We start from the raw sequence: 24,878 nt of genomic DNA, 5'->3' as shown, positions 1-24,878 counted from the left end.
CCCGAGTCCGGGAGGCAAACCGGGCATAGGGGGCAAACCGGGCGGGTCAGGCCGGGGTGCCCGCCTGGCGCAGCAGGTACGCGCCGGAGGCGGCGGCCAGCAGGGCCATGCAGGCGGCGAAGACCAGGCCGGCGTGGGCCAGGCCGACCGGCCCGGTGAGCAGGCCCACCCCGATGACCGGGATCGAGATGCCGAAGTAGGCGACCACGAACAGCGCCGAGAGGGCGCCACCGCGGTGTTCGGCGGGGCTGGCGGCGGCGATCTCGCCCACCGCGCCGCGCAGGCCCATGCCCTGGCCAGCGCCGCCCACCAGGGCGCTGAGCACCAGCGGGGCGAGGACGGTCCAGGCGAGCGAGGCGGACAGCAGGGCCAGCCCGGCGATGAGCACCAGGCAGCCCAGCGGGATCGCCCGGGCGGTGCCGAGCCGGGGCACCAGGAGCTGGCCGAGGGTGGAGGCGAAGAACGCGGTGAAGACGACGAGGCCGATGGCGGCGAGGTTGTGCACGCCCAGCGCGCCGGTGAGGAAGGCGGGGCTGACGGAGGTGAACAGGCCGAGGAGGGAGAACCCCGCGAAGGCGGCGATCGCGGCCGGGACGAACACCCGGCGGACCTCCGGCGGCAGGCTCGGCCGGTGGGGCCGGGCGGTGCGCAGCGGGCGGGCCCCGGCGACGGTCTCCGGCAGCAGCAGGAGGAGCGCGAAGGAGGCCGCGACCAGGGCGAGGTGCACGACGAAGGGCAGGACGAGCGGGGCGGGGGCGTACTCGGCGAGCAGGCCCGAGAGCAGTGGCCCGCAGCCGAGGCCGCCCATGTTGGCGGCGGTCGCGACGAAGCCCGCGCGGGCACGCTGCTCGGGCGGGGCGAGTTCCAGCACGTACGCGGTGCCGGTGCCGGTGAACAGCCCGGCCGAGAAGCCGGACAGCAGCCGGCCGGCGAGCAGCAGCGGCACGTCGTCGGCGGCCAGGAAGACGACGGCGCTACAGGCCGCGAAGCCCAGGCCGCAGAGCAGGACGGGGCGGCGGCCGACGGTGTCGGAGACGTTGCCGGCGAGCAGTAGGACGCCGATGACGCCGAAGGCGTAGACGGCGAAGACGACGGTGACCGTCAGCTCGGAGAAGCCGATCTTCTCCTGGTACAGGCCGTAGAGCGGGGTGGGCAGGGTGGTGCCGGCCATGCAGACGGCGAAGGCGACGGCGGCAAGGAGGTAGCCCGTGCGGGCCACGGACGGCCGAGCGGTGGCCGGCCGGGCGGTCCGATGATCGGTCATCCGCCCACGATAGGTCACCGGGCGTTCCCGGGCCGCGACGAGGACCGTCGGCCCCGGGCGGGTGGGCCCGGGGCCGGGATCCGTTTTCGGTCAGCCGTCAGTAGGTGATCAGGCCGGGGTCGGAGAGGCCGGGGGTGCCGGTCTCGACGTGGCCGGCCAGGCGGCGGACGAAGTCGACGGTCGCGTTGGAGGTGACGGTCACGTCGTACCAGTTGCGGCTGGAGCTCAGGTCGACGGTGTACGCGACCGTCGCGCCCTTGCGGACGGTGACGGTCCGCGGGGTGCCGGCGTAGGCGTTGGTGACGGTCAGGACGACGTCCGCGCTGCCCGCGTTGGTGAGGGTCAGGTCGAGGTTGCCGGTGGCCGCGTTGTGGCGTGCGGTGACCTCGGGCCCGGCGGTCTTGCCGGGGTTGCGGAAGCGGCGCAGGAAGCTGTTGGGGCCGTGGACGGTCAGGTCGGTGACGCCCTTGGAGTAGGTGGTGTTCCAGGCGTCCGCGATCGACTTCCCGGCCTCCGCCGTGTACGTCCACGGGCCGTCGGTGCGGTTCGCCGAGGTCACCAGGAACTGGGCGCCGGCCGCCGCGCCGCCGCTGAAGGTGAGGCGGTACTTGCCCGTGCCGGTGTCGGCGGCGCCGTCCACGAACGGGGCGTACTTCAGCGGGCGGGTGGGCTTGCTGCCCGCCTCCTGCTTGGGCATGGTGCCGGTGGCGGGCGGGGTGGGCACGTAGTCGGGGTGGCGGTTGTGGTCCGGCGGGAGGTAGCCGGCGGTGGAGGGCAGCGCGGCCGGGGTCGCGTTGGCGGCGGTGAAGTCGAAGGCGGAGGTCAGGTCGCCGCAGATGGCGCGCCGCCAGGGCGAGATGTCGGGCTCCAGCACGCCGAAGCGGCGCTCCATGAAGCGGATGATCGAGGTGTGGTCGAAGGTCTCGGAGCAGGTGTAGCCGCCGGTGCTCCAGGGCGAGACCACCAGCATCGGCACGCGCTGGCCGAGGCCGTACGGTCCGGCGGAGTAACTGGCGTTCCCGGGGAAGTAGTCGGCCGTGGTGGAGACCGTCGACAGGCCCTGGGAGGCGGAGGAGGGCGGGAACGGCGGTACGACGTGGTCGAAGAAGCCGTCGTTCTCGTCGTAGGTGATGAACAGTGCCGTGCGGGCCCAGACGTCCGGGTTGGAGGTCAGCGCGTCCAGGACCTGGGAGACGTACCAGGCGCCGTAGTTGGCGGGCCAGTTGGGGTGCTCGGTGAAGGCCTCGGGGGCGGCGATCCAGGAGATCTGCGGCAGGGTGCCGGCCTGCACGTCGCGGCGCAGCACGTCGAACAGGCCGTCGCCGGCCTTGGCGTTGGTGCCGGTGCGGGCCTTGTCGTAGAGCGGGTCGCCGGGCTTGGCGTTGCGGTAGTTGTTGAAGTAGAGCAGCGAGTTGTCGCCGTAGTTGCCGCGGTAGGCGTCGCCGATCCAGCCCCAGGAGCCGGCCGCGTCGAGGCCGTCGCCGATGTCCTGGTAGATCTTCCAGGATATTCCGGCCTTCTCCAGCCGCTCGGGGTAGGTCGTCCAGCCGTACCCGGCCTCCTGGTTGCCGAGGACGGGGCCGCCGCCGGTGCCGTCGTTGCCCGTGAAGCCGGTCCACATGTAGTAGCGGTTCGGGTCGGTGGAGCCGATGAACGAGCAGTGGTAGGCGTCGCAGATGGTGAAGGCGTCCGCGAGCGCGTAGTGGAACGGGATGTCCTGGCGGGTGAGGTACGCCATGGTGGTGGCGGTCTTGGCGGGCACCCACTGGTCGTACTTGCCGTTGTTGAAGGCCTTGTGGCCGCCGGCCCAGTCGTGGTTGAGGTCCTGGACGAACTGCATCCCCAGGTCGTTGACCTGGGGGCGGAACGGCAGCACCTCCTTCTTGCTGCTGTCCGTCTGGTGCCACACCGACTGGCCGCTGGGCAGGGTCACCGGGCGGGGGTCGCCGAAGCCCCGGACGCCCTTCATGGCCCCGAAGTAGTGGTCGAAGGAACGGTTCTCCTGCATCAGGACGACGATGTGCTCGACGTCCTGGAGGGTACCGGTGGTGCCCTGCGGGGCGATCGCGGCGGCCCGCGCGATGCTCTGTGAGAGCGAGGTGAACGCGGCGGTGGTGCCCGCGAGTTGGAGGAAACGACGACGGTTCAGCTCTGCCATGGGTGGATGACCTCTGGTGTCGCGAGGGTGGTGGACGGCACCCCAAGGACAGCGGCTGCGGGGTACCGCCCGGCGGACCACTCATGACTGCCCGCTGTACGTCCGGCGAACGCCTCAAGTTGTCTGAACACGTTCTGTGGGTCCTGCCGGTCGGCCGGCGAGTCGGCCCGCCGGGGTGCGCCCAGGGCTCCGAGCGCGGAGCTGTCGAGCGGGCCGGCGGCCAGGCGCACGCCCGGGCCGGACGAGCCGGGTCGCGGTACCCCCGTCGCCGCGTCCCGGCCCGTCCGGGTCCGTCGGTGGCTCATCCTCGCCGTGGTGCGGGCGGGCGGACCACGACGTTGACCTGACGTTGACCTGACACTTGGGGCCCGTGAGGGCTACGCTCGTCCGCGGTCCGCGCCGGACGGTCGGGGCGGCGGCACGGTTCGCCGGGATCCGGGGGGATGTGTGGGAGCTGTCGTCTTCGCCGCGCTGCTGCGTGAGCGACGCCTGTCGGCGGGGTGGAGCCAGGACGAACTCGCCGAGCGCTCGGGGGTGTCGGCCCGCTCGATCAGCGCCCTGGAGGCGGGTGGGCGCCGGCCGCGGCCGTCCTCGGTGGTCCGGCTCGCCGAGGCCCTGGGCGTCGACCAGGACACCCGCGCCCGGTGGCTGAAGGCCGCCCGGGACGTGGGCTCGCAGCAGCCGGCCGGAGCCGACGGGCAGGCCGACCCGGACGCCCCGGAGGCCGTACGGCCGGGCGGCGACAGTGGTGGGGTGCGCCCGGGGCCTGCCCGAGCCCTTCCCGGCCCGCCCGGGCCGCCGGTGCCGCAGCAGTTACCCATGGCGATCCGGCACTTCACCGGCCGCAGCCGGGAGCTCCGGGCGCTCGACGAGCTCCTGCCGGACCGCGCCCCCGGCTGCGGTGCGGTCGTGATCTCGGCGATCGCCGGCACCGCCGGGGTGGGCAAGACCACCCTCGCCGTGCACTTCGCCCACCGGGTGGCCGAGCACTTCCCCGACGGGCAGCTCTTCGCCAACCTGCGCGGCTTCGACCCGGCCAGGGCGCCGGTCGACGCCGCCGACGTGGCACGCGGCTTCCTGGACGCGCTCGGTGTGCCGGCCGCCCGCATCCCCGCCGACCAGGACGGGCAACTGGCGCTGCTGCGCAGCCGACTGGCCGGCACCCGGACGCTGATCGTCCTCGACAACGTCCGCGAGGCGGAGCAGGTCCGCCCGCTGCTGCCCGGCTCGGACACCTGCCTGGTGGTGGTCACCAGCCGGAACCGGCTCTCCGGCCTGGTCGCCCTGGACGGCGCGGTGCCGCTCCCGCTCGACGTGCTCTCCCCGGCGGAGGCGCGCGAACTGCTCGCCCGCCGCCTGGGGCCCGCGGCCGTCGCGGAGCAGCCGGCGGAGGTCGGCGAACTGGTGGAGCTGTGCGCCCGGCTGCCGCTGGCCCTGAACATCGCCGCCGCCCGGGCCGCCGACCACCCCGGCACCCCGCTCGGCGTCTGGGCGCGCGAACTGCGCGACTCCCGCGCCCGCCTTGACCTGCTGTCGGCCGGGGACGGCCACGCGGACGTCCGGGTGGTGCTCTCCTGGTCCTACCGCGCCCTCGCCCCGCAGGCTGCCCGGCTGTTCCGGCTGCTCGGCCTGCATCCGGGCCCGCACATCGGCGTGGCCGCGGCGGCGAGCCTCGCGGGCCTGTCGCAGTCCGAAGCCCGCCGGCTGCTGGACGACCTGCACCGCGCTCATCTGATCGCCGCGCAGGGCCGGGACCAGTACACCCTGCACGACCTGCTGCGCGCCTACGCCGCCGAGCGGGCGGACGCCGACGAGCCCCCGCAGGAGCGGGCCGAGGCAACCCACCGGATGCTCGACCACTACCTCCACACCGCCCACCGGGCGGGCTGCCTCGCCTACGCCGACGACGCCTCCTGGCAGCCGCTCGACCTCGCGGAGCCGGCCGCCGGGGTGGCGCCCGAGGAGCTCGCCGACCGCGGACAGGCGCTCGCCTGGTACCGGGGCGAGCAACCGGTGCTGGAACGGACCGTCGACCTGGCTCACCGGGCCGGGCTCGACGTGCACGCCTGGCAGCTCGTCGGCGCGCAGGTCTCCTACCTGCTCAAGTCGGGGCTGTGGCAGCAGTGGCAGCGGGCCAGCGAGACCGCGCTGGCCGCCGCCGAGCGCGCCGTCGACCTCGCCGGGCAGGCCCGGGCGCACCGCTGGCTCGGCCAGGTGCACCGCTCCCTCGGCCACCAGCCCCGGGCCCGGCGTCACCTGCAGCTCGCCCTCGACCTGTTCGACGCGCTCGGTGACCGGCCGCGCCAGGGCCGGACCCGGCTCGACCTCGCCCTCGCGTACGGGGAGGAGCAGGCCAACGCCGAGGCGGTGGACGAGTCCCGCGGGGCCCTGGAGCTGTTCCGGGCGATCGACGACCCCGGCGGGCAGGCCCTCGCGCTCAACAGCATCGGCTGGTACCTGACGCAGCAGGGCGAGTCGCGGGCCGGACTCGACCACTGCCGGCGCGCGCTGGACCTCGCCCGCGAGGCCGGCAGCCTCTCCGCCCAGTCGTCCATCCTGGACAGCATCGGTTACATCCACCACCAACTCGGCGAGTACCGCGAGGCCCTGCCCGCCTACCACGAGTCGCTGCGGCTGCGTCAGGCGGTCGGCGACTACTTCCTCCAGGCGGACATCCACACCCACATCGGCGACACCCACCTCGCGCTCGGCGAGACCGCGGCCGCCCGGGCCGCCTGGACCAGCAGCCTCGCCATCCTCGAACACCTGCAGCACCGCGACGCCGACGGGGTCCGCGCGCGGCTGGAGACCCATCCGTCCGACGACGGCAGTGCTGACGGCCTCGGCGTCGACTGACCCCCTGCATGCGCGAACCACGACTGCGCCGCCGGTACCCGTTCAACTGAACCGGTCCCGACCGGAAGACCGTTGAGCGGGGCAGGGTGCACCGCGCGCCCCGCAGAGTGCCGGGAGTCCGTGCCGCACGGCCGCCCGGCCGGACGTGCGCACGAATTCCCCCGCTCGGTCGGCTCCCGCTCGGTACCGTCGTCCGGTGGCACCCGGCGCCCGCCGGGTGCCACCGAACGAGAACGAGCACGAGTCCCGTGAACGGGACGGGGGAGGGGCACGGGATGGATGCGGACGAGCCGGAGGTGCGGGAGCTCGTTGCGGCCCTGGCACGGGCGGAGGCACCGGAGCTCGCGGGGCCGCCCGGGCTGGAGGTGCCGGAGGCTGCGGCGGAGGAGGTGATCGAGGTCGCCCGGCGGCTGGCGCTGCGGGCGGTGCCGGACGGGCGGTGGCGGCCGGGTTCGGCGCCGGGGCTGCTGGAGCTGGCGGCGGCGCTCGTGGTGGACGAGCACCCGTCGGCGCCCGGGTGGTCGGCGGCCGAGCGGGAGCGGCTGGCGACCTGGGTCGCGGCGCTGATCGAGCACCGGGGGGAGGACGGGGTGCAGGACCTGCTCCGGGCGCTCAACGGGGGCTGAGCGGGGTGCGGGCGGGCGGCTGAGCGGGGTGCGGGGCGGGCGGCTGGGTGGCGGCTGAGCGGGCAGTGGTGCGGGCCGCTGAGCGGGCGCCGGCGCTCGCGCTCACGGGAAAGTTCGTGCCCGATTCCATGCAACCGTTCGGGCGTTGGCGGATCGTTGGTGAGGACTTGGCGGGGTCCGGCAGTGTGCTGCCGTAGCCACCGCCGGGGAGATCCGGCGGTGCCCAACGGTGCCCTTCCCGTGCCGTGCCCCTGCCCGATCTGAGAGGTAGCGCGTGTCGAAGCCGTCCGTCGCCCAGCCCACGTCCGTCGCCCAGCCCTCCGGGGGCCCGTCGACCGCGGCCGGGGGTGCTGCCACCGCCCCGGCCCGCCCGACCCTCGACCCCGAGACGCTTGCCGAGATCCACCGGCTGCACGGCGGCTACCTGCTGCGCGCGCTGCTGCGGGCCACCGGCGGGGACCGCGGCAAGGCCGAGGACATCCTGCAGGAGACCCTGCTGCGCGCCTGGCAGCACCCCGAGGCGCTGAGCGCCGGGCCCGAGGCGAGCCGGCCCTGGCTGTTCACCGTCGCCCGCCGGATCGCGATCGACCACTACCGTATGGCCGCCGCCCGCGCCAAGGAGGTGATCGGCGAGCCGATGGAGGACCGGCCGCTCGCCGAGGACCCGTACGAGCAGGTCGTGGTGGCCCGGGACATCGCGCTGGCGCTGCGGCGGGTGCAGAAGCACCACCGCGAGGTGCTGGTCGAACTCCACCTGAAGGACCGGTCGGTGCTGGAGGCCTCGGCCCGGCTGGGGGTGCCGCCGGGGACGGTCAAGTCCCGCAACTTCTACGCGATCCGGGCGCTGCGCCCGGTCCTGGCGGCGGAGCACGGCTACGCCCCGCCGGAGCGCGGCTGCGCGGGCGCGGAGCAGGGCGCCGCGAAGAGCGCTGCGAAGGGCGCCGCCTCAGCCGCCCGGTGAGCGGTCGGCCGGTGAGCGGTCGCCCGGTGAGCGGTCGGCCGCGCGCAGGTCGAGGGACTCCTCCAGGCCGGCGGTGAACTCGCTCGGGCAGCCCGCCCGCCGGTCGTGCGCGCGGAAGCGGTCGAGCGCGATGCGCAGCCGTTCCCGCACCTCCGGCTCCCGGCCGCGGGACAACAGGTGGGCGGCGTAGGACTGTTCGGCGAGCGCGTGCAGATAGAGCAGGCCCGCCTCCTCGCAGGCGGCGAGCAGCCGGTGCCAGACCAGGTCGGCGGCGTCGTCCCGGACGGTCGGCAGGAGGCCCTGCGCCTCGGTCAGCATCGACCACAGGTGGACCTGGGTGACCGGGGTGGGCGGCAGCAGCTCGCGGGCCTCCCGGGACTGTCGCTGGGCGCCCTCCCGGTCGCCCGTCGCCAGACTGACCCAGCCCTGGTGGACCTTGGCGTCGACCAGCCGGCGGCGGTTGCCCGACTCCAGGGCCAGGGCGGTGGCGGCGGCCGCCAGCCGCCGGGCCTCGGCGGAGCCGCCGAGCATCGCGGTCACCAGGGCCAGGGTGGCCAGCGCCCGGATGCGCGCGGAGACGGCCGCGGGCCCGTCCGCCGACTCGGCGGCCGCCACCGCCCTTCGCGCCGCCTCCGCCGACTCGTGCCGGCGTTCGAGTGCGACCAGGGCCTGCGCCCGGCAGTTGAGCAGCAGCGCCACCGCGACCGGGTCGCCGCAGCGCTCGGCCGCCTGCTGGCCCGCCCGGGCGCGGGCCAGCCAGTCGGTGAAGCGGCTGGCCCCGTAGTAGAGCGAGCCGGTGGTCAGGGCGAGCCGCCAGGCGCGCCGGGGGTCGGTGGTCGCGGCGGCGTCCGTCAGCGCGCGGATCGTCGGCTCCTCGGCCTGGAACCAGTCGAGCGCGGTGCGGATGTCGACGGCGGTCGGGACGGCCTGCGGCGGGTGGGCCGGTGCCTCGGTGTCCTCCTGGCCGGGATCGAGGAAGAAGCCGCAGCGCTGCAGCGCCGCGAGGTAGTAGTCCGCCAGCCGCTCCCGCAGCAGGCGCCGGTACGGCGCGGGCTTCGCGGCGAGCAGGCCGGCGCCGTACAGCCGGACCAGCTCGGTGCGGCGGTAGCGGCCGGGGGCTGCGCCGGTGACCAGGTGGTGGGCGGCGAGCTCGCCGAGCGCGCGGTGGGCGGTGGCGGAGTCGGTGCCCAGTAGGGCGGCGCTCGCCAGGGTGTCCACCTCGTTGCCGGGGTGGGCGGCCAGGGCGGTCAGCAGCTCGGCTGCCAGGTCGGAGAGTCGACGGCGTGTCAGATCCAGCTGTGCGCCGACGGCGAGGGCACCGCCGGCGTCCAGGACGGCCAACCGGGTCTGCTCGTCGGCGAGTTCGTCGGCCAGCTCGGCGATCGTCCACTCGGGCTGGGCAGCCAGCCGGGCAGCGGCGATCCGCAGGGCGAGCGGCAGGTGGTCGCAGAACCGGGCGAGCCGGGCGGCGGCGTCGGGCTCGGCGCGCACCCGCTCGGGCGTCAGGGCGCGTTCCAGCAGTAGCAGCGCCTCCTCGGCGGGCAGGGGGGCCAGCCGCAGCAGGGTGGCGCCGTCGAGGGCGACCAGGTCCTCCAGCGAGCCCCGGCCGGTGACCACGGCGGCGCAGCCGGGGCCGTCGGGCAGCAGGTCGGCGACCTGGTCGGCGTCGGCGGCGTCGTCCAGCACCACCAACAGCCTGCGGCCGTACGTCCGTTCGCGGAAGAGGGCGGCGCGTGCGGTGCGGTCGGCGGGCAGCTCGTCGGCCGGGACGCCGAGGGCGCGCAGGAACTCGGCGAGGACGGCCTCGGGCTGTGCGGGGGCGGTCGGGGTGACGGGGGCGGCCGGGTCGGTCGGCTGGGTCGAGCCGGTCGGGGCGGCCGGGGCCAAGCCGTGCAGGTCGGCGAAGAGCACGCCGTCCGGGAAGCGGGCGGCGGCCCGGTGCGCCCAGGCGGTGACCAGCGCGGTCTTGCCGACTCCGGCCGGGCCGACCACCAGCACCGGGCCGTCCCCGCCGCGGTCGGGGCCGCAGTCGTGGTCCAGCCGGTGGAGTTCGCTCGCCCGGCCGACGAAGTCGACCGGACGGCGGGGGAGTCGGCGCGAGGCCGGGGAGGCGTGCGAGGCGCGGGGAGCGGGGGGAAGGGGACTCGGCGCGGGGGTCGGGGGTGCGGCGGGCGGCTGCTCCGGGTGGTCGTCGGCCAGCACCTCGGCGAGCGCGGCCTGCAGGACCGGGCCGGGCCGGATCCCCAGCTCGCGGTCCAGCCGCTGCCGGGCCCGGTGGTAGGCGGCCAGTGCGTCCGCGGGCCGTCCGGCCTGGTGCAGACAGCGCACCAGCAGGGCCACCAGCTCCTCGCGCAGCCCGTCCGCCCGCACGTTCTGCTCCAGCCCTGCCACTGCGGCCGCACCGGTGCCCTGCCGTAGCCGCAGCCCGGCCCAGCAGAGCAGGGCGGCGGTGCGGGCCTGCCCCAGCTGGTCCACCGCCGCGGCGCGCGACGGGGTGTCGGGCAGATCGGCCAGGGCCTCGCCGCGCCACAGCCGCAGGGCCTCCTCCAGCAAGGCGACGGCCACGGTGTCGTCACCGCGGTCGGCGTGCTCGGCGGCCCGCGCGGCCAGCGCCTCGAAGCGCAACGCGTCCACCTCCTCGGCCGGCCCGGCCAGCAGGTAGCCCGACGCCCGGGTGTGCAGCTCGAACGGGGTGCCGGCGAGCAGCTTGCGCAGCGCGGCGACATGCCCCTGCACGGCCGCCCGCGCACTGGCCGGCGGCCACTCGCCCCACAGCGCCTCGCAGAACTGGTCCACGGTGACCACGCGCCCGAGCCGCAGCGCCAACAGCGCCAGGATCGCCCGCCGTTGCGCCCCGGCCAGGGTGGCGAAGCCGCGCTCCTCGACCCGCAGCTCCACCGGGCCGAGCAGCCGAATCCGCACCACAACCCCCACCACGCCACACGACCGGACCCGAGGGTCTGCCCTCGGGGTGGAGCAGTGTAGTGCGCGAAGCTGTCCGGCTCGCGACCTGCCGCCGCTCCTGTTGTCGGGTGGACGCGGGCGGGGCCGGTGTCGGTTGCGGCTCGGACCCGCTGCCTCCGCTGGGCGCGGGGCTGGTGGGTGAACGGTGCTTCGTGCCACACCCGTCGAATGGGTAGCGGCCCCGGTGGGGCGCCGGGCCGGGAGTCCCGGCGGCCCGTCCGGTGCCGCGGCCGTTCGGCGTGGGAGGCCTCGCCGACGCGGTGTGAAAGGCGCAGGTGGGGCCTATCCTCGAACGGATCGGGGAGGCCGCGGGTGGGGGAGGAGAGGGGCGCGTGCACATCGATCTGCTCGGCCCGGTGCTCGTGCGGCGCGAGCACGGGGCGGCGGCGACGCCCTCGGGCCCGAAGCGCCGGGCGTTGCTGAGTGCGCTCGCGGTGCGGATGAACCAGACGGTGGCCACCGAGGAGCTGATCGAGCTGGTCTGGGACGGGGCGGCCCCGCCCACCGCCCGGTCCGCGCTGCAGGGGCACGTCGCGGCCCTGCGCCAACTGCTGGACGGGACGGGCCTGGTCCTGGACACCCGGGCGTCCGGGTACCTGCTGGCCGGCAGTCCCGACCGGGTGGACGTGCTGCGCTTCCTCCGGCTCTGCGAGCAGGCGGGCGTGCTGCTGCCCGAGCCCACCGGCCGCGTGCACCCGGCGGGCGGGGCGCCGGAGGACCCGGCGGTGCCGCTGCTGCGCGCCGGGCTGGACCTGTGGCGTGGCCCGGCCCTCGTCGACTGCGGCTCCGCCCTGCTGCGCGAGCGGGTCGTCCCGCCCCTGGCCGACCTGCGGCTGCGTGCTCTGGACCGGCTGGCCGAGGCGCTGCTCCGGGCGGGCCGGGGCGGCGAGTTGGCCGCCGAACTGGCCGAGGCGGCCGATGCCCACCCGTCCCGGCAGGCCCTGGCCGCCCGGCTGGTGCACTGCCTGGAGCAGGGCGGCCGGTACCAGGAGGCGCGGGAGCGGTACGAACGGGCGACGGCCCTGCTCTCCGGCCCACCCGGACCTGAACTGCGCATCGTCGGCGAACGGTTGAGGGCACAGCCCGCCTCCTCCGCTGCCCCGACCACGATCGCGGCGGTCGGGGCCGCCACCGCCTTCGCGGCCGTCGTACCCGACCGCAGGTTCGTCGGCCGAGCGGCCGAACTCGCCGCACTGGACGCGGCCTTGCCGGCAGCCAGGTCCGGCCGTCCGGTGCTGGTCACCGGTCCGGTGGGGGCCGGGAAGACCGCCCTGGTCCGGCACTGGGCGGCCCTGCGGGGCGCCGAGCGGTTCCCGGACGGCGTCCTCCACGCCGACCTGCGCGGCTTCGACCCGGCAGGGCCGCGCCAACCGGCCGACGTCCTGGGCGAGTTCCTCACCGCCCTCGGCGACGCCCCGGACACCCTGCCCGCCGCCACGGCCGAGCGCTCCCGGCGGTACCGCGACCTCGTCTCCGGCCGCCGGATGCTGATCGTGCTGGACGACGCCGCCTCCTACGAACAGCTCCTCCCGCTGCTGCCCGACCCGCCGGCCACGCACCCCCGACCCGACGACCCCCGACCCGACGACCCCGGGCCGGACGACCCCGGGCCGGACGACCCCGGGCACGAGGAGGCCGGGCACGAGGAGGCCGGCACGCCCGTCACCGTCGTCACCAGCTGCGGCCGGCTGCGCCACCTGCTGGTCCGCGAGGGCGGCGTCCCGCTCCCGCTCGGCGTCCTCACCGGTGAGGACGCCGCCGCGCTGCTCGCCCGCGCCCTCGGCCCGGACCGTACGGGCACGGGCCCGGAGGCCGTCGCCGAGCTCGCCGAACTCGCCGAGCGGTGCGACCGGTTGCCGCTCGCGCTGCGCCTGGCCGCCGCCCGGCTGGTCGCCCGACCCGACTGGACCCCCGGCGACCTCGCCCGCGAACTCGCCGACGAACAGACCGGGTTGGCCGCCCTCTCCGGGCCCGGCAGCGGTACCGCCCGCGGCCCGATCGGCCTCATCAGCGCCCTGGACCGGACGTACCGGACCCTGACGCCCGACGCCGCCCGGCTGTTCACCCTGCTCGGCCTGCACCCCGGCGGGGTGATCGACACCGCGACCGCGGCCGCCCTCGCCGACCTCCCGCCCGCCACCACCCGCACCCTGCTCACCGCGCTGGACGCCGTCCACCTGCTGGAGGAGGCCACCCCGGGCCGCTACGCCCGGCGAGAGCTGGTGCGCCGCTACGCCGCCCGCAAGGCCGCCGAACTCACCTGCGACGAACGGTTCGTCGCCCTCGACCGGCTGATCGCCCACTACCTGGAGGTGACCGCCGGCTGGACGGCCGAGAGCGCGGCGGCCGGCGGCAGCGACCGCGCGGCGGCCTGGTTCCGTCGGGAGGAGAGCGCGCTGCGGGCCGTCGTGCTCTGCGCCGAGCAGTACGGCCGGACCGCCCACGCCTGGCAACTCGCCCACCGGATCGGCCTGTTGTACGAGACCACCGGCCACGACCGGACGCACTGGCGGGCCGTCGTCGAGGCCGGGCTGCGGGCCGCGCACGCGGACGGGGACGACGCGGCCGCCGCCCGGCTCGGCACCGACCTCGCCGTCCTGCACATCGCCCGCGCCGCCCACCGGACCGCCTCCGAGCACCTGGACCGCGCCGTCGGGGCGGCCGACCGGGCCGGCGACCCGGCGCTGCGCCACCACTGCCGCAGCCGGGTGGGCGCCGCACTGCTGCGGGCCGGGCGGTACGAACGGGCGCTGCCGCTGCTCACCGACCTGGTGGCGGCCGCCCGCACCCCGGCCGCCGACCACCTGCTGGTCCGCTCGCTCACCGACCTCGCCGACGCCCTGGTCCTCTCCGGCCACCCCGGGCCGGCCCTCGACCACGCCGACGAGGCCGTCCGCACCGCCACCGCCCGCGCCGGATCCGCCGAGGCCGTCCTCGCCGTCCACAGCCGGGCCCGCGCCCTGCACGCCCTCGGCCGCCGCGACGCCGCCCTCTCCTCGGCGCGACTCGCCGTCGCCCTGGGCCGCACCGTCGGCGACCCGGCGCTGGAGGCGCGCTCGCACGGCCTGCTCGCCGACCTGCTGGAGGAGCTGGGCCGCGGGGTGGAGGGGGCGGAGGCGCGGCAGCGGGCGCAAGCGCTGGTGGCGGGCAGCCGCTGACGGGCCTTCCGGGACGCACGGATCGACCTGCCGCCGCGGCTGGGAAACCGCTGATCGCAGGCGGAACCACAGGCGGAACCATCGGCAGTTCTGCCCTGCACAACCACCCTCGCCCGCCCGCGCATCCCTCACTGACTGAACGGCTGAGCAGGGCGGATGCGTTCACCGGGGGCCGGGTACGGGGAAATCCCGCGGCCGGGCATACTTCTGCCTGTCACGGCCCGCCGGGTGCGGGCCCAGGCAGAAGTGCGGAACAGGCAGGACCGACGGAGTGGGGCGGGGCATGGCGGCTGGGGGCGGCACCGGGGCGGGCGCGGACACGGAGGCGGGCCCGGAAGCGGGTACGGAGGCAAGCGCGGGTACGGGCGAGTTCAGCCGCCTGCTGGCCGGGCACCGGGTGGCGGCGGGCCTGACGCAGGAGGAGCTTGCGGCGGCCGCCGGGGTGAGTCTGCGCGCCCTCGGGGACATGGAGCGCGGCCGTACCCGCGGGCCGCAGCGGCGCACCGTACGGGCCCTGGCCCGCGCGCTGGGCCTGGACGAGGCGCGGGCGCAGGCGCTGGACCGGGCCGCGCAGAGCGGGCGCCCGCGCGGCCTCCGGCCGGGCCCGGCCCGGGTGCCGGCCCAGGCCGCACCCCGGGATCCGCTGCCGCAGACGCCGGCCGGGAGCGGGCCGGCCGGGACCGGAGAGGCCGTAGCCGGGCAGGTCGTGCCCGGGCAGGCAGGGCTGGCAGGCGAGCGCGGCCAGAGTGCCCTCGCCCTGCCGCGGGACATCGCCGACTTCACCGCCCGCGAGGACGCCCTGGCCGCGCTCGCCGGCCTCGCCGCGGGCGAGCGGCCCGCCCACCCCCGGGTGGTGCTGATCAGCGGTCAGCCCGGACTCGGAAAGACGGCCTTCGCCCTGCACGCCGCCCACACCCTGGCCCCGCGCTTCCCCGACGGCCAGCTCTCCGTCGACCTCGCCGGGATGTCCGCCCAGCCGCTGACCGCGCGCGACGCGCTCGGCCAGGTGCTGCGCGCCCTGGGCGTCGAGGACGCCGCGGTGCCCGCCGGGACGGAGGAGCGGGCCGGCCTCTACCGGGCCCTGGTGCGCGACCGCCGGCTCGTCCTGGTGCTGGACAATGCCGCGGACGAGGGCCAGGTGCGCCCGCTGCTCCCGGGCTCCGGGCCGGCCGTGACCATCGTGACCAGCCGCAACGTGCTGCCCGGCCTGGAATCGGTGCACCGGCTGAGCCTGGACGTGCTCGCCCCGGCGGAGGCCGCCGCACTGCTGGCCCGGATCGCCGGCCGGGAGCGGATCGAGGCCGCACCCGATGCCACCGCCGAACTGGCCCGGCTCTGCGGATACCTGCCGCTGGCGCTGCGGATCGCCGGGCAGCGGCTGGTCGCCCGGCCGCAGCAGCCGGTCGCCCAGCTGGTGCGCCAGCTCGCCGCCGAGGAGAACCGCCTGGATCTGCTGGAGACCGGCGACCTGGCGGTCCGACCGGCCTTCGAGCTGTCCTACCGGCGGCTGCCGGTAGAGGCCCGACTGGTGCTGCGGCGCTGTGCGTTGACCGCCGGGGCGGACTTCACGGCGGCCGTCGCCGCGGCCTACACGGGCCGCTCGGAGGCCCGGACCGAGCTGCTGCTGGAACAGCTGGTCGACGCCGGTCTGCTGCAGCCCGCCACACCGGACCGCTACCGCCTGCACGACCTGGTGCGGCTCTACGCGGCCGAGCGGCTGGCCGCCGAGGAGCCGGCCGAGGAGCTGGCCGAGGTCCGCAGCCGGGCCGGCCGCCGGATCCTCGACCGGGCGACGGCCTACGGGCTGCGCTTCGACCCGGAGCACGAGAAGGACGACGCCGCGGTCACCGGCCGGGCCCCGGCGCACCTCACCGAGGCGGCGCACTGGCTGGAGTACGAGCACCCGGAGTGGCTGGCCGCCCTGCACCAGGCCCAGCAGTCCGGCCGCTACCGGGAGGTGGTCGACACCGCCGAGGCCATGCACTGGTTCTCCGACCGGCTGCTGAGCTGGGGCATCTGGGCGGAGGTGTTCCAGCTCTCGGTGGACGCCGCCCGCGCGCTCGGCGACCGGCGGGCCGAGGCGGTGCACGTCAACTACCTGGCCTGGACGTACGTCACCTGCCTGCACCGCTACCAGCGCGGCATCGAACTGGCCGGTGAGGGGCTGGAGCTGGCGAAGGAGGTCGGCGACCGGGAGCAGCAGGGCTGGGCGCTCACCTACCTCGCCTCCGGCCTGCGCTACCTGCGCCGCCACCGCGAGGCGACCGAGGCCTTCCACCGCGCGGCGGACGCCTTCGCCGACGTGGACAGCCGCTCGGCCAGGATCGGCCGGCTGGTCACCCTGCGCGGCGCCGCCAACTGCCTGCGGGAGTCCGGCCGGGCCGAGGAGGCGGTGGACTCCCGGCGGCGGGCGCTGGCCGGCGCCCTGGAGCTGGTGGAGCGCTGGTCCTCCCCGCTGATGCACCTGCTGGCGGCCATGACCGCGCACGAACTCGGCCTGGACCGCGCGGCGTTGCGGCGCTGGCCGGCCGCCGAGAAGGCCTACCGGCAGGCCCTGGTGCACTACGAGGCGGTCGGCCGTCCGGACAGCATGACCAAGACCCTGACCGAGCTCGGCACCGCGCTGATCGAGCAGGGCCGGGCCGAGGAGGCCCGTGAACTGCTCACCGAGGCGCTGACCGACCTGAGCGCGGACGGCCCCCGGCCGGGGCCGCCGAGGCACTGACACCGGCGCCCGCCCCCGGTCGGACCAGGGGCGGGCGTACGTGCGCGGCTGCGGGAGCCGTCGGGCGGCGGCTCAGATCCGGGTGTCCTCCACCACGGGCAGCTCGTACGCGGAGCCCGTGCCGCGCAGGTCGGAGCGCGGGGCGAGGTTCGTCCGCGGGGCGGCCGTGGGCTTCTTGCCGCAGAAGGCCGGCTCCAGCGCGTTCATCAGACCCTGCGTCACCGAGCCGTTGTTGGAGGCATTGGCGAACACCACCACGCTGCGGTGCCCGTCCGGGGCCACGAAGGACTGGGTCTGGAAGCCCTGCACGATGCCGCCGTGGCCGTACACGTCCCCGCAGGAGAGCGAGATGCGGCGCAGCCCCAGGCCGTAGGAGATCTTCGCGGTGGGCGTGGGCAGGGCGGCGGTCATCTGGTCCCGGGAGGCGTCCGTGACCAGCCCGCCGCTGCTGCCGGCCAGCAGGGCGGTCAGGAAGTGGTCGAGGTCCTCGGCGGAGGAGATGACGGCCCCGGCGCTCCACACCCAGGAGCCGTTCTGCTCGGTGGAGTCCAGCAGCGGCTTGCTGCGGTCGTCGTTGGTGAGGTAGCCGGTGACGTGGTCGCCACTGATCTGCCGGTCGGGCACCACGAAGGAGGTCCTGCGCAGGCCGAGCGGCTGGATGATCCGCTCGTTCAGCACCTCCGGGTACGGCTGTCCGGTGAGGTGCTCGACCGCGAGGCCCAGCAGTACGAAGTCGGTGTTGGAGTAGGAGTAGCGGCTGCCGGGGGTGTACTGGATGCCGTGCTTGACCGACATCGCCACCAGGTCGCGCGGGTCGTACACCGTGCTGCGGATGCGCGCCTCGAACGCGCTGGTGGTCTCCTCGCCGGCCTGCTCCAGCAGGTCGTTGGTGTGGTCGTAGACGCCGGCCCGGTGCTCCATCACCTGGCGGCCCGTCATGGTCCAGCCGGCCGGGAGGGTGCCCTCGGGGAGGTAGTCGCGCAGGGGCTTGTCGAGGTCGATCCGGCCCTCCTCCGCCAGCTGCATCACGAGAACGGCGGTGAACATCTTGCTGTTGCTGCCGACCCGGAACCTCCACGAGGAGTTCATCGGGGTCCCGTCGAGGTCGGCCTTGCCGACGGCCAGCGAGCGGGTGGACTCCTGGTCGCCGTGGTCGCGGATCACCGCGAAGGCGCCCGGGGCGCCGGCACCCGTGGTGGCCTGCAGGGCAGCGAGCACACCGGCGGTGTCGGGACGGGTGCGGCGGCGCCGCCCGGTTCGGCGGCCACGGCGTGGGCGGCACCGGTCGCCACCAGGACGACACCCGCGGCGGCCACCGCGAAGGGACGCAGAAGGCTGATCTTCGCCATGTTCCTCGGTTCTCTCGTCGGCTGACACGGCGTCGGGCCGCGTCGATGGATGATCACTATCACCGCTGTCCGCGGTCGATGGCAATGTGAACCGTTTGGCCCGCATCGTCCGTTATGGGCGTGGCTCGGACGGCGCACCGTTCGTTTCCCGCTCCGGGGCCAAGGTTTTACCTGCTGTCGTCTACCCGCGTTGATGCTTGGCCCCCATGCTGTTCGGGCGCTCCTCGCGCGCACCTTCCCCGCGCGCACCTTCCTCGCGACACCCGCACCGCCTGCCCGCCTCCCCTCGCCGACCACGGAGCCTCCCCATGCCCCTGGCCACCCTGGCGCGCCGCGCCGGCGCCCTGCTGCTCGCCACCGCCGGTCTGATACCGCTGTCCGGAAACGCCACGGCCGCGCCGGCCACCACGACGGCCGCCGGTACGTACACCGCGATCGTCTTCCCCGACCAGGACCACACCGTCGTCTACAACCTCATCAACGCGGCGACCCGGTCCGTCGACGTCACCCTGTACGAGCTGCGCGACACGACCGCCGTCAACGCCCTGATCGCCCGTCAGCGGGCCGGTGTCACCGTCCGGGTGATCCTGGACGGAGCCCACACCTCGGTCAACGGCGCGGCCTACTCGGCGCTCAAGGCCGCCGGGGTCGGCGTCACCTACTCCTCCACGGCGTTCGTCTACACCCACCAGAAGACCGTCACCGTGGACGGCGTCACGTCGCTGATCATGACCGGCAACCTGGACTCCTCCTACTACGCGAACGACCGCGACTACGGCGTCATCGACACCGACGCCAACGACGTCGCCGCGATCGAGCGGGTCTTCGCCGCCGACTACGCCAAGACCGCCGTCACGCCCACCGACGGCGACAACCTGGTCTGGTCGCCCACCGACTCGCAGTCCCGGCTGCTGGCCCTGATCAACGGCGCCCGGACCAGTCTCGACCTGGAGCAGCTGGAGTTCGGCGACACGGCGCTGGTGGACGCCGTCGCCGCGGCGGCCGCCCGGGGCGTCACGGTGCGCGTGGTCGGCATGAACCCGGGCTCGTACGCCGACTCCTTCGACCAGGTCACGGCGGAGGGCGGCAGTGTCGTCACCTACTCCTCGACCACCGGCCTGTACGTCCACGCCAAGGTGATCGTCGCGGACTACGGCACGGCCTCGGCCAAGGTCTTCGCCGGCTCGGAGAACTTCTCCGACAACTCGCTGAACCACAACCGCGAGCTGGGCCTGATCACCACCGACTCCGGGGTGCTGAACACGATCGAGTCCACCGTCGCCCGCGACTTCGCCAACGGCACGCCGTACTAGGGCCTGTCCTGGCAGTACCGGCCGCACCGATCGCCCCGGTCACACCCGGTCGCCCCGGTCACTCCCGAAGCACGTCCCTCCCGCGATGCCGAGCGGCCCGTCCGGCCGCTCCCTACCCGAGGATTTGTCATGACTTCGTCCACGAAGCCCCTGAACGCCCGCTCCCGCCGCACCGCGACCGCGATCGGCTCCGCCGTCGCGCTGGTCGCCGCCTCCGCCGGCCTCTGGGCGGCGACCGCCTCCACCGCCCAGGCCGCCGCGCTGCCCACCCCCGACCACATCATCGTCGTGGTGATGGAGAACCACGCCTACACCCAGGTCATCGGCAGCAGCAGCGCCCCGTACATCAACAACACCCTGAAGGCGGGCGGCGCCAACCTCACCCAGTCCTACGGCATCACCCACCCGAGCGAGCCGAACTACTACGCGCTGTTCTCCGGCTCCACTCAGGGCACCGTCGACGACAGCTGTGTGACGGTCGGCGGGTTCCAGGCCGCCAACCTGGCCTCCGAGGTCATCGCCGCCGGCAAGACCTGGGCCAGCTACAACGAGTCCCTGCCCAGCCAGGGCAGCACCGTGTGCAGCAGCGGCAACTACGCGCAGAAGCACAACCCGTGGTTCGGCTTCGGCAACGTCCCGCTCAGCTCGGCCAAGACCTTCGCGCAGTTCCCGACCGACTACACCACCCTGCCGAACGTCTCCTTCGTCGTGCCGAACCTCTGCAGCGACATGCACGACTGCTCGGTCAGCACCGGCGACACCTGGATCAAGAACAACCTGGGCGCGTACGCCACCTGGGCGCAGAGCCACAACAGCCTGCTGGTCGTCACCTTCGACGAGGACAACAAGCTCTCCGGAAACCGGATCCCGACCGTGGTCTACGGCGCCCACGTGACCCCGGGCAGCAGCTCCGCCTCCACCTACAACCACTACAACGTGCTGCGCACCCTGGAGGACCTGGCCGGGGCCGCCGGCCACGCGGGCAACGCGGCCTCCGCGAGCGACATCACCGGCATCTGGAACTGACCTGCGGTGATCAGGAGTTGAGCTGAGCCGGCGGCCGCTGCGGCTCCGCACCCGCCTCTGCCTCCGCACCCGTCGCCGCCTCCGTACCCGGGCCGGGGGCCGGTGCGGGGGTGGCGGCGGCCGCCGGCGCTGCGGCCTGCTGCGGCGCCGGACCCGCCGGCCGAGCGCCGTGCCGGCGGACTCCGGGCACCGCGGCCGTGCCCGCACAGACCAGGGTCACCAGGACGGCGGCCGCCAGCAGCGGCACCCGGCTGCCCCAGGCATCGGCGGCCAGCGGCGCCAGGACGTACCCGAGCGGGGCGAAGGCCAGCGAGAGCAGCCAGTCGTAGGAGGTGACCCGGGCCAGCGACCCGGCCGGGAAGTCCTGCTGGACCACCGTCTCCCAGACCGGGTTCAGGAACCCCAGCCCGGCCAGCGCCACCGCCTGTGCGGCCACCGCGAGCGGTGCCGGAGCCGCGACGGCGAGCGCGAGCAGCGGCAGGCCGTACAGCGCCAGGGCGAGGTTGCCGGCCAGGACCGGGCGGCGAGGCCGGAGCCGCCCGGCGAGCAGCGAGCCGACCAGCAGGCCGACCGCTCCCGCCTGGGTCAGCGCCACCCAGGCGCCGTCGCCGCCCAGCCGGGTGGCGGCGATCAGCGGGCCGAGGGTGAGCAGCACGGCGTTGGCGCCGTTCCACACCCCGTGGGCGATCAGGCTGGTCCAGTACCAGTCCCGGGAGCGCACCTCGCTCCAGCCGTCGGCGAGGTCCCGGCGCAGCGAGCGCGGTTCGCCGGGGGTACGGCCGTCGGGGGCGCGGCCGGTGGTGAGCCGGGTCAGCCGGGCGAGTCGGGCGAGCAGCGCGGCGCTCAGCACGAAGGACGCGCCGTCCAGGACGAACGCCCAGCCCGGGCCGGCGGTGTACACCAGCAGTCCGGCGAGGGCCGGGCCGCCGAGGCGGGCGGCGCCGGTGGCGGTGGCGAGCAGGGCGTTGGCCCGCAGCCGCAGCTCGCCCTGGACGGTGGCCGCGACCAGCGGCGAGGCGGTGGGCATGGCGAAGGCGGAGGCGCTGCCGCCGACGGCGGAGGCGATCGCCAGGTGTGCCAGGCGGGGGTGCCCGCCGAGCAGTTCCACGCCGACGAGCAGCTGGGCGACGGCCCGGACGAGGTCGGTGGCGAGCGCGACCAGGCGCGGGTCGAAGCGGTCCCCGACCACCCCGCCGAAGGGCAGCAGGAGCAGCCGGGGCACCATCGCGCACCCCAGCACCAGGGCGAGCGCGGCAGAGGAGCCGGTGGCCCGGGTGATGGCGATCGCGAGGGCGGCGGGGACGACGGCGTCGCCCAGGGTGGAGATCGTGCGGCCGAGGAAGAGCAGGCGGAAGGCCGGCAGGCGCAGAGGGTGTCGGATCACGCGCCGCACTGTATTTCGGTGCCGAAATTTTGGCAACGAATATTTTGCTGGCGATGTTTCAAGGTTTGTAGACTCCTCCCATGGCCGAGCACCCCCAGCAGCACGACGCGCCGCCCCGCGACTGGACGGACGGCCACCTCGACCGCTGGCTACCGGTGCTGCCCGAGCTCGACCCGGACATCGAGGGGGCCGTCACCCGCATGCAGCGGCTCACCCGCCACCTCGGCCGGGTCCGCGAACAGGGCGTCAGCGACTACGGCCTGCACAAGCACGAGTTCGACACCCTGCACGTGCTCGCCGGCCGCGGCGGCCACGCCGCCCCCTCCGACCTGCGCGCCGACCTCAACCTCGCCCCGGCCTCGATCACCGGCCGGCTGGAGACCCTGGAACACCGGGGCTTCATCCTGCGCACGCCGTCCACGACGGACCGCCGCAAGGTCGACATCGTGCTCACGGACGCCGGACGCGCCGCCTGGCAGGAAGCCCTCGACGTGGTCGGCCGGGAGGAACACCGGCTGCTCGGGGTGCTCACGGCCGACGAGCGGCACACGCTGGCGGAGCTGCTGCGGAAGGTGATGCTGGTCCAGGAGGCGCCGGGGCAGGCGTAGGGCTGGTCAGGCCCTGGGCCGCCGCCGGGGCCGCAGCCGCCGCGGCTCGACCGGTCGCCGCCGTCCCTGGTATCGATAGGGGCGTGCGATTCGAACTTGTGCCGATGCCGGACGGTGTGGGGGCGCGGCCCCGGGACGGGCGGGGGTACCCGGTGCCGGCGATCACGCCGTGGCACGGGGGCGAGCCGCAGTTCGCACTGACGGACCACGGCCGCAGCGCCGACTGCGCGCTCGGGCGCCTCTGTTCGGTGTGCGGCGGGTTCATGGCGCGCGGGCCGGTCTGGCGGGTCGTCGGCCCCGCCGAGAGCGCGGCGATCGCGGAGGCGCTGGCCGCCGGGCGGCCGTACCGGAACCTCGTGCCGACCATGGAGGGCCCCGGTCACCGCGCGTGCATGCTCTACGCGTCGATGGTCTGCCCGTACCTGGCGCGCCCGAACGCCCGGCGGCGGGCGAGCGCCGAGGACCCGGCCGACGAGCTGACCGCGGCCGCCGTCCGCGGGGCGGCGCGCGGCGGCCTGGGCGCGGTGGTCGGGTTCGACGACTACGAGTACGCCGTCACCGAGACCCGGGTGCTGTTCCGCTTCCTCGACCTGGTCGAGTTCCTGCCGCACGAGTCGGCCGACGAGCACCTGGCCGAGCTGCGCGCCGAGTTGGCGAAGCCCGGCCAGGGCCGGTAGGCGGGACCGGCGCGGCGCCGGCCCCACGGCTTGTGGCCTGGCGGCCTGGCGGTGTTACGGACGGTAGGCGGGCAGGCCCTTGACGGTGGAGACCTGGGTCGGCGCGGCGGAGCCGTCGGCGGGCAGGGTGCTGACGCCGTCCGGGGTGCGGGCCGCGACGGTCTTGCCGTCGGGGGACCAGGCGGGCTCGGTGTAGTCGGTGGTGGCCGAGGGGGTCAGGTCCTTCTCCGCCTTCTGGTCGGACGCCGTGGAGCGGGTGAACAGGTGGTCATGGCCGTTCACCGAGCGGACGAAGACCAGGTGTTCCCCGTCGGGGGAGAGGGCCGGCTGGGAGCCCTTGCCCATGTCCCGGGTCGAGGGCCGGATGTAGTCGTCGTAGATGTACACCTCGTCGGCCGGGGTGTTGGCGTAGGCGATGCCGCCGCGGTGGCCGCCCGCGTTGGCCCAGGTGTTGCCGGTCTGCGGGGGCTGCGGCAGGTTCTCGTTGCCGCCTTCGGAGCTGTGCGGGGTGAGCACCTCGGGCGTGGCGCCGGAAGTCTTGGCAGGGACCTTCTCCAGCTTCGACACACCGCCCTTGCTGCTCGCGAAGACGATGGTGTCGAAGCGGTCGAGGGCGCCGGGGACGTCCGTGACGCCGGGGTCCGCGGTGGCGTGCTGCCAGGTCGGGTGGGACCAGGTCTCCCCGCCGGGGTTCTTGGCGAGGGTGACCTTGCCGGTGCCGTCCGGGTTGGCCGTCACCAGGTCTCCGTTGCCGTTGACGAACGCGGCCCGCTTGCCGTCGGGGGACCAGGCGAGGTCGCGCACGACGGTACCGAAGTCGACGGTGGTGCCGTTCAGCGCGACGGTCTGGGTGCCGGTGCTGATGGTGAGGTGGTTGGCGGCGGAGGTGCCGTTGACCTCCTTGCCGGCCGGCGCGGGGCTGCCGGGCTTGGACGGGGCGCCGGGCGCGGCCGTCCCCGGCGCCGCGGAACCGGGTGCGGCGCCGGTCGAGCCGGTGGTGGGACCGGAGCCGGTGGTGTCCGGGCCGCAGGCCGAGAGCAGGACCGCGCCGACGGTGGTCATCAGGGCGATCGCGGCGGCGGTGCCGAATCTGTTGCGCACGGACATTCCAGGTCCCCCTCGGGTGCTGTTCGCTTTCGACAGGTAAGCGTGCCAGCGCGAGGTCAGTGACCGGTTCGCGGCGTGTCACAGCCGTGGAACAGAGCCCGCCCGGGGCGCGTCCGGTCGCACCAGGGTTGCGCCCGGGGCGAGCGATGCGGCGTCAGGCCGCTGCTCCGGACACCTCAGAGGCCGAGTTCGGTCAGGCCCGGGTGGTCGTCGGGCCGGCGGCCGAGCGGCCAGTGGAACAGCCGCTCCCCGGCGGTGATCGGAACGTCGTTGATGGAGGCGTGCCGCCGGGCCATCAGGCCGTCCGGGGCGAACTCCCAGTTCTCGTTGCCGTAGGACCGGAACCACCGGCCGGCGTCGTCGTGCCACTCGTAGGCGAAGCGGACCGCGATCCGGTCGCCGTCGTACGCCCAGAGCTCCTTGATGAGCCGGTAGTCGAGTTCGCGCTGCCACTTGCGGGTGAGGAAGGCGGCGATCGCTTCGCGCCCGGTGAGGAATTCGGCACGGTTGCGCCAGCGGCTGTCGGGTGTGTAGGCGAGGGCGACGCGCCGCGGGTCGCGGGTGTTCCAGGCGTCCTCGGCGGCCCGGGCCTTCTGTCGGGCGGTCTCCTCGGTGAACGGGGGCAGGGGTGGGCGCTCTCCTTCGCGGTGGTCTTCGCGGTGGTCTTCGCGCTGTTCGGCCATGCGTGGGCTCCTCGGGGAA

At 75.2% G+C, this 24,878-nt stretch carries 16 protein-coding genes; 9 read left to right on the top strand and 7 right to left on the bottom strand.

The annotated features are described in order from the left end of the window. Positions 1-46: 46 nt before the first annotated feature. Positions 47-1,264 carry an MFS transporter gene (locus tag CRP52_RS01855; RefSeq protein WP_097234753.1) on the bottom strand — a complete coding sequence of 406 codons (1,218 nt, stop codon included), beginning with the start codon at positions 1,262-1,264 and terminating at the stop codon, positions 47-49. A gap of 97 nt (positions 1,265-1,361) precedes the next feature. Then, a complete protein-coding gene (locus CRP52_RS01850; protein WP_097234752.1) occupies positions 1,362-3,422 on the bottom strand; it encodes a phosphocholine-specific phospholipase C in 2,061 nt (686 codons plus the stop codon). A gap of 447 nt (positions 3,423-3,869) precedes the next feature. On the opposite strand from CRP52_RS01850, the gene CRP52_RS01845 reads away from it, so the two are divergent. The 3 genes from CRP52_RS01845 (at position 3,870) to CRP52_RS01835 (ending at position 7,865) form a co-directional block, all read left to right on the top strand. Next, on the top strand, positions 3,870-6,278 hold the full coding sequence (locus CRP52_RS01845) for an ATP-binding protein (RefSeq protein WP_097234751.1): 2,409 nt from the start codon (positions 3,870-3,872) through the stop codon (positions 6,276-6,278). Between the two features lie 275 nt (positions 6,279-6,553). Continuing rightward, entirely contained in the window at positions 6,554-6,904 is a 351-nt protein-coding gene (locus tag CRP52_RS01840; protein WP_097234750.1) for a hypothetical protein, read from the top strand. A gap of 274 nt (positions 6,905-7,178) precedes the next feature. Next, complete coding sequence (locus tag CRP52_RS01835) at positions 7,179-7,865, top strand: sigma-70 family RNA polymerase sigma factor (protein WP_097234749.1); 687 nt, start codon at positions 7,179-7,181, stop codon at positions 7,863-7,865. On the opposite strand, the gene CRP52_RS01830 is transcribed toward CRP52_RS01835, so the two are convergent. After that, positions 7,851-10,790, bottom strand: a complete 2,940-nt coding sequence (locus CRP52_RS01830; RefSeq protein ID WP_179852651.1) for an AfsR/SARP family transcriptional regulator — start codon at positions 10,788-10,790, stop codon at positions 7,851-7,853. The two genes, CRP52_RS01835 and CRP52_RS01830, sit on opposite strands and share 15 nt — an antisense overlap. Positions 10,791-11,161: 371 nt before the next feature. Between CRP52_RS01830 and CRP52_RS01825 the strand changes: the two genes are divergently transcribed. Both CRP52_RS01825 and CRP52_RS01820 read left to right on the top strand, forming a co-directional pair. Further along, a complete protein-coding gene (locus CRP52_RS01825; protein WP_097234747.1) occupies positions 11,162-13,987 on the top strand; it encodes an AfsR/SARP family transcriptional regulator in 2,826 nt (941 codons plus the stop codon). Positions 13,988-14,270: 283 nt separating this feature from the next. Next, a complete protein-coding gene (locus CRP52_RS01820; RefSeq protein ID WP_097234746.1) occupies positions 14,271-16,712 on the top strand; it encodes an ATP-binding protein in 2,442 nt (813 codons plus the stop codon). Positions 16,713-16,784: 72 nt separating this feature from the next. Here the strand turns inward: CRP52_RS01820 and CRP52_RS01815 are convergent, their stop codons facing one another. Continuing rightward, a complete protein-coding gene (locus tag CRP52_RS01815; RefSeq protein ID WP_179852650.1) occupies positions 16,785-17,930 on the bottom strand; it encodes a serine hydrolase domain-containing protein in 1,146 nt (381 codons plus the stop codon). Positions 17,931-18,369: 439 nt separating this feature from the next. Between CRP52_RS01815 and CRP52_RS01810 the strand changes: the two genes are divergently transcribed. Next, positions 18,370-19,374, top strand: a complete 1,005-nt coding sequence (locus CRP52_RS01810) for a phospholipase D-like domain-containing protein (protein ID WP_097234744.1) — start codon at positions 18,370-18,372, stop codon at positions 19,372-19,374. 129 nt (positions 19,375-19,503) lie between these two features. Further along, positions 19,504-20,400, top strand: coding sequence for an alkaline phosphatase family protein (locus CRP52_RS01805; protein ID WP_097234743.1), 897 nt, complete (start codon positions 19,504-19,506; stop codon positions 20,398-20,400). A 10-nt stretch (positions 20,401-20,410) separates the two neighbouring features. On the opposite strand, the gene CRP52_RS01800 is transcribed toward CRP52_RS01805, so the two are convergent. Continuing rightward, on the bottom strand, positions 20,411-21,781 hold the full coding sequence (locus CRP52_RS01800; RefSeq protein ID WP_097239765.1) for an MFS transporter: 1,371 nt from the start codon (positions 21,779-21,781) through the stop codon (positions 20,411-20,413). 83 nt (positions 21,782-21,864) lie between these two features. Here CRP52_RS01800 and CRP52_RS01795 point away from each other — a divergent pair, with 83 nt between their 5' ends. Together CRP52_RS01795 and CRP52_RS01790 are read left to right on the top strand one after the other, a co-directional pair. Then, positions 21,865-22,392: a MarR family winged helix-turn-helix transcriptional regulator gene (locus CRP52_RS01795; protein WP_097234742.1), complete on the top strand. Its 528-nt coding sequence runs from the start codon at positions 21,865-21,867 to the stop codon at positions 22,390-22,392. An 83-nt stretch (positions 22,393-22,475) separates the two neighbouring features. Next, positions 22,476-23,069 carry a hypothetical protein gene (locus tag CRP52_RS01790; RefSeq protein WP_257032229.1) on the top strand — a complete coding sequence of 198 codons (594 nt, stop codon included), beginning with the start codon at positions 22,476-22,478 and terminating at the stop codon, positions 23,067-23,069. 54 nt (positions 23,070-23,123) lie between these two features. On the opposite strand, the gene CRP52_RS01785 is transcribed toward CRP52_RS01790, so the two are convergent. Then, positions 23,124-24,176: a PD40 domain-containing protein gene (locus tag CRP52_RS01785; RefSeq protein ID WP_097234740.1), complete on the bottom strand. Its 1,053-nt coding sequence runs from the start codon at positions 24,174-24,176 to the stop codon at positions 23,124-23,126. A 176-nt stretch (positions 24,177-24,352) separates the two neighbouring features. Next, positions 24,353-24,859, bottom strand: coding sequence for a nuclear transport factor 2 family protein (locus CRP52_RS01780; RefSeq protein ID WP_097234739.1), 507 nt, complete (start codon positions 24,857-24,859; stop codon positions 24,353-24,355). Positions 24,860-24,878 lie beyond the last annotated feature (19 nt).

The organism is Streptomyces sp. 1331.2 (genome assembly GCF_900199205.1).
Lineage (GTDB): Bacteria > Actinomycetota > Actinomycetes > Streptomycetales > Streptomycetaceae > Kitasatospora.
Note: the sequence above shows the minus strand (reverse complement) of the source record. Positions and strands in the feature narration are given on the sequence as shown.

Excerpts from the sequence above, each read along its gene's own strand:
- CRP52_RS01855 (WP_097234753.1), bottom strand. The coding sequence starts at position 1,264 with ATGACCGATCATCGGACCGCCCGGCCGGCCACCGCTCGGCCGTCCGTG.
- CRP52_RS01850 (WP_097234752.1), bottom strand. The coding sequence starts at position 3,422 with ATGGCAGAGCTGAACCGTCGTCGTTTCCTCCAACTCGCGGGCACCACC.
- CRP52_RS01840 (WP_097234750.1), top strand. The coding sequence starts at position 6,554 with ATGGATGCGGACGAGCCGGAGGTGCGGGAGCTCGTTGCGGCCCTGGCA.
- CRP52_RS01820 (WP_097234746.1), top strand. The coding sequence starts at position 14,271 with ATGGCGGCTGGGGGCGGCACCGGGGCGGGCGCGGACACGGAGGCGGGC.
- CRP52_RS01810 (WP_097234744.1), top strand. The coding sequence starts at position 18,370 with ATGCCCCTGGCCACCCTGGCGCGCCGCGCCGGCGCCCTGCTGCTCGCC.
- CRP52_RS01805 (WP_097234743.1), top strand. The coding sequence starts at position 19,504 with ATGACTTCGTCCACGAAGCCCCTGAACGCCCGCTCCCGCCGCACCGCG.
- CRP52_RS01795 (WP_097234742.1), top strand. The coding sequence starts at position 21,865 with ATGGCCGAGCACCCCCAGCAGCACGACGCGCCGCCCCGCGACTGGACG.
- CRP52_RS01785 (WP_097234740.1), bottom strand. The coding sequence starts at position 24,176 with ATGTCCGTGCGCAACAGATTCGGCACCGCCGCCGCGATCGCCCTGATG.
- CRP52_RS01780 (WP_097234739.1), bottom strand. The coding sequence starts at position 24,859 with ATGGCCGAACAGCGCGAAGACCACCGCGAAGACCACCGCGAAGGAGAG.